Consider the following 5,204-nt stretch of genomic DNA (forward strand, 5'->3'; position numbering starts at 1 on the left):
CTGCCCGTCCATCATGAACAACACCGGTGACAGCAGCGCAGTGGCTGCGCCATGGTCGCCGTCCAGCAGCGCATCCCGCAGCTGCTGCTCCAACACGCGCAGCTGCGCCTCGTACAGGCCCTCAGGGTTCCTGCTTTCCATCCACCTGCTTTCCATCCACGCTCCCTCCCGGCGTCGGCCGGCGTCGGCGCAGGCGCTGCGCAAGCCACTGCTGCGCCCCCTGCACCACCACATAGAACACCGGCACGAAGAACACGGCCAACACGGTCGCACTGACCATGCCGCCGAACACGCCGGTACCGATGGCCTGTTGCGTTTCCTTTGAAGCCCCCTGCGCCAGCATCAGCGGCACCACGCCCAGCGCGAACGCCAGCGAGGTCATCACGATCGGTCGCAATCGCAGGCGTGCTGCTTCGATGGTCGCCTCGACCAGACCGCGTCCCTGCTGTTGCAGTTGGCGGGCGAACTCGACGATCAGGATCGCGTTCTTCGCCGAAAGTCCGATCACCGTGATCATGCCGACCTTGAAGAACACGTCATTGGGCATCTCGCGCAGCAACACCGCAGCAACAGCGCCGAGCAGGCCCAACGGCACCACCAGCATCACCGCAAGCGGGATCGACCAGCTCTCGTACAACGCCGCCAGCACCAGGAACACCACCAGCATCGACAGCAGCAGCAACCACGGCGCCTGTGCGCCGGACTCACGCTCCTGCAGCGACTGGCTGGTCCACTGCAGGGCGAAGCCCGCTGGCAGCTGCTGGGCAAGGCGCTCCATCTCGACCATCGCCTGGCCGGTGGACACCCCGCCGGCAGGTGTGCCGGACAGATTCAATGCCGGGAACCCCAGGTAACGCTGCAGCTGCAGCGGCGCCTCGGTCCAGTGCGGGGTGACCAGCTCGGACAGTGCCACCATGCCGCCTTCGCTGTTGCGGACATACAGCTTCAGCACGTCCTCCAGCTCCATCCGGTACGGCGCATCGGCCTGCATGATCACCTGCTGCATGCGCCCGCGATTTGGAAAATCGTTGACGTACTGCGAGCCCATTGCCGCCGACAACGTGGCACTGATGTCGGTGAACGCCACGCCCATCGCTTCGGCCTTGGCGCGATCGATGTCCAGCCGTACATTGCTGCCCGCCGGCAGGCCATCGGCATTCACATCGGCCAGCAACGGACTTGCCTCTGCCAGCTTCAACAGCTGCTGCAGGGCAGCGCGCAGCTCGGCCTGGCCCTGTCCGGTACGCGCCTGCAGCGCCAGCGAGAAGCCGGAGGAACGGCCAAGGCTGTCGATGGCCGGCGGCATCACGCTCATCACCTCGCCTTCCGGGACCGTTGCCATGGCCTGCTGCGCCGCCTTCACCTCGTCCGATGCGGTGCTGCCGCCGCGTTCACCCCAGTCCTTCAACATGGTGTAGGTCAGCGCCGCACTTGGGCCGGAACCGGAAAAGCTGTAGCCGAGGATGGCCTGGTTGGACGCGATCGCCGGCCGCGAGGCGACATGCTGTTCGTAAGCTTCGACCACCGCCAGCGTACGCTCGGCGGTTGCTTCGGCCGGCAGCTGGATGGAAGTCATGAAATAGCCCTGGTCCTCTTCCGGCAGGAACGCACCCGGCAACCAATGCAGGCCGATCAGCAGTGCCACCAGCAAGGCAGCGAACAGGCCCATCACCCGGCCACTGCGCCGCAGTACGGCCGCCACGCCCTGCTGGTAACGCCCGGTCATGCGCTCGAAGCCGCGGTTGAACGCACCGAACACGCCGCCGCGGCCATGGTGACCACGTGTGCCCTGCCGCAGCAGCGTCGCGCAGAGCGCCGGGGTCAGGCTCAGCGCCAGCAGGGCCGAAAACAGGATGGACACCGACATCGCCACGCTGAACTGGCGGTAGATCGCACCAACCGAACCACTGGCCAGCGCCATCGGGATGAACACCGCCGTCAGCACCAGGGTGATGCCGATCACCGCACCGGTCAGCTCACGCATCGCCTTGATCGTGGCCTCGCGCGGCGGCAGCCCCTCTTCGGCCATGATCCGCTCCACGCCCTCGACCACCACGATCGCGTCGTCAACAATGATGCCGATCGCCAGCACCATGCCGAACATGGTCAATACGTTGATCGAGAACCCCAGCGCCAGCATCACCGCGAAGGTGCCCAGCAGCGCGATCGGCGCGACCAGGGCGGGGATCAGCGTATAGCGCCAGTTCTGCAGGAACAGGTACATCRCTGCAAACACCAGCAGCATCGCCTCGATCAGGGTCTGCAGCACCTTCTGGATCGATACTTTCACGAAGGGCGCGGTATCGAACGGAATGCTGGATTCGACACCCTGCGGCAGCAGCGGCTGCAGGTCGGCCATGCGTTCGCGCACCGCCGTGGCAGTACGCACCGCATTCGCACCGGGGCGCAGCTGCACGCCGGCGGCCGTCGCCGGATAGCCATCTTCGCGCGTGCCCCAGGCATAGCTCTGCGCGCCCAGTTCGACCCGGGCRACGTCGCCCAGCAGCACCCGCGAACCATCGGCACCGGCGCGCAGCACGATCGCCGCGAACTGCCCGGGCGTGGACAGCTGGCCTTCGGCACTCAAGGGCACGGTGATGCGCTGGCCGGGAACACCGGGCGAATCGCCGATGCGGCCCGGCGAGATCTCCAGGTTCTGCTGCTCGATCGCGCTGGCGACATCGCCCATGGTCAGGCCGTAGCCGGTCAGGCGGGTCGGGTCCAGCCAGATCCGCATCGCCTGTTCGGCACCGAACAGCTGCACGCGGCCGACGCCGTCGATGCGCCGCAGCTCCTCGATGATGTTGCGCGCCATGAAATCGCCCAGCGCCGCTTCGCTGACACTGCCATCGGGTGAGCGCAGGCCCACCAGCATCAGGAACCCGGAGTCGGCCGCCTCCACGAACAGGCCGTTCTGGCGCACGCTGCGCGGCAGGCGCGGCTCGATCGCCTTGATCCGGTTCTGCACGTCTACCTGCGCCAGCTCAGGGTCGGTGCCGGGCTTGAAGGTGGCGGTGATCGACGCTTCACCGGAGGTGTCCACCGACGATTCGAAGTACAGCAGGTGCTTGACGCTGGACAGCTCGCGCTCGATCAGGCCAACCACCGCATCATTCAATGTCTGCGGGCTGGCGCCGGGATAGCTGGCATAGATGCTGACGCTGGGCGGTGCGACCGCCGGGTAGCGCTCGACCGCCAGCCGCGGAATGGCCAGCACGCCGGCCAGGATGACGAAGATCGCCAGCACCCAGGCAAATACCGGGCGATCGATGAAGAAACGGGCCATGTCGTAGGTTCCTGGAAGGGCTCAGCCCTGGCGTTCGGATGTCGGCGGTGCGCTGGCACTGGCGACCGGCACCTGCCAGTCGCGCGGATCGACCAGTACGCCTTCCTGCAGGCGCTCCTGGCCTTCCACCACCACCTTCTCGCCGGCCTTCAGGCCGTGCCGCACCAGCCATTGCCGGTTGACGCTGCCGTCCACCTCCAGCGTGCGGATCACCGCCTTGCCATCGGCGGCGATGACCCAGGCATAGGCCTGGCCACCGGCGCTGCGGAGCACTGCCTGCTGCGGCAGCAGCAACGCGCTGGCCGGCGCACCACGGGGCACCCGCGCACGCACGTACATGCCCGGCAGCAACTGCCGCTCCGGGTTGTCGACCAGGATGCGCAGGATCACATCGCCGGTGCGAGCATCGACATTGACACCGGAGAACAGCAGCCGGCCGCGCTCGGGCAGCGGCGTACCCGCCGCGCCGATGATCGTCACCGGCAACTCGCCGTCCACCGCGCTGCGCTGCAGGGACTGCAGCTGCGAAGCAGGCTGGCGCACGTCCACGTAGACCTGGTCGATCTGCTGCACCACCGCCATCGGCTCGGCATCGGCGACGCCGACCAGCGCGCCTTCGGTCACCAGCGCCTGATCGATGCGGCCATCGATCGGTGCACTGACCGTGGCGTAGCGCAGGTCGAGCTGGCGTCGCGCAAGGATCGCGCGCGCCTCGTTGACCGCTGCCCGGGCCTGCTCATGCTCGGCACTGGCATCGTCGCGATGCTGCTGGCTGACCGCCTGTGCGGCCGCCAATGCCTGCAGCCGCTGTGACTGCACCCGGCTGCGACCCAGTGCCGCCTCGCTGCGCTGCAGGGCAGCCAGTGCCGAATCGACGTCGGCGCGGAACGCCGCCGGGTCGATCTGGAACAGAGGCTCTCCGGCATGCACCTCCGCGCCCTGCTCGAACATCCGGCGCTGCACGATGCCGCCGACCTGCGCACGGATCTGCGCGGTGCGCACCGCCGCCACCCGACCGGGTAGTTCATCATCGCGCTGCACCACCTGCGGGCCAACGGTGACCACGCTGACACGCGGCACGGCTTCGACGGTGGGTTCGGGGCGGGAGCAGGCCGTCATGGCCAAGGCGAAGGCCGCGACCAGCGCGACCGGAGTCCTGAAGGTTCTCATTGCTGTGCACAGTGCCGCAGACGCGGCTGAGGAATCATGAAGCGCGCAGTGTGCGTGGCGATGATGGGGTTTCGATGGAGGAACTGTGGAGATACGATGGAGGACAAGCACCTTCCGGCCTCGCCTTGCCATGCATGCCTCCCCTGCCCTCGCGGCGCTGGTCCTGATCGTCGAGGACGAAGCCGAGATCGCCGACATCCTTGCTGCCTACCTTGAACGCGAGGGCCTGCGCACCCTGCGTGCGGCCGATGGCCAGATCGCCCTGGACATGCATCGCAGCATGCGCCCGGAYCTTGTGCTGCTGGACGTGCAGCTGCCGCGACTGGATGGCTGGAGCGTGCTGACCCAGCTGCGCCAGCGCGGTGAAACGCCGGTGATCATGCTGACCGCGCTGGACCAGGATCTGGACAAGCTGACCGCATTGCGGATGGGTGCCGATGACTATGTGGTCAAGCCGTTCAACCCGGCAGAAGTGGCGGCACGCGTGCGTGCAGTACTGCGGCGTACGCTGCGCAGCCCGCGGGCGGATGCGCCCAGCGCCCTGCGCGTGGGCCCGCTGCTGATCGACACCGCCACCCACGCGGTGCATGTGGAGGGCGACGGCTACAGCCACGAGCTGCTGCTGACCCTSACCGAGTTCAAGCTGCTGCATTGCATGGCATTGGCCCCGTCACGGATCTTCAGCCGCAGCGAACTGATGCACGAATGCCTGCCGGAAAGCGAAGCACTGGAGCGCACCGTGGACAGC

The 5,204-nt window shown here is 67.4% G+C and carries 3 protein-coding genes; 1 reads left to right on the forward strand and 2 read right to left on the reverse strand.

Translation table 11 applies throughout. From position 1 onward, the window contains the following. Positions 1-121: 121 nt before the first annotated feature. Positions 122-3,286: a multidrug efflux RND transporter permease subunit gene (locus tag AC1VAN_RS10360; RefSeq protein ID WP_480985751.1), complete on the reverse strand. Its 3,165-nt coding sequence runs from the start codon at positions 3,284-3,286 to the stop codon at positions 122-124. A gap of 21 nt (positions 3,287-3,307) precedes the next feature. After that, a complete protein-coding gene (locus AC1VAN_RS10365) occupies positions 3,308-4,456 on the reverse strand; it encodes an efflux RND transporter periplasmic adaptor subunit (RefSeq protein ID WP_059064094.1) in 1,149 nt (382 codons plus the stop codon). A gap of 130 nt (positions 4,457-4,586) precedes the next feature. Here AC1VAN_RS10365 and AC1VAN_RS10370 point away from each other — a divergent pair. Further along, positions 4,587-5,204 (forward strand): response regulator transcription factor (locus tag AC1VAN_RS10370; RefSeq protein WP_480985752.1); only part of this gene is annotated, 618 nt, incomplete at its 3' end.

Source organism: Stenotrophomonas sp. 05L44_2 (assembly GCF_056665995.1).

Coding starts and splice junctions, on each gene's coding strand:
- AC1VAN_RS10365 (WP_059064094.1), bottom strand. CDS start 4,456: ATGAGAACCTTCAGGACTCCGGTCGCGCTGGTCGCGGCCTTCGCCTTG.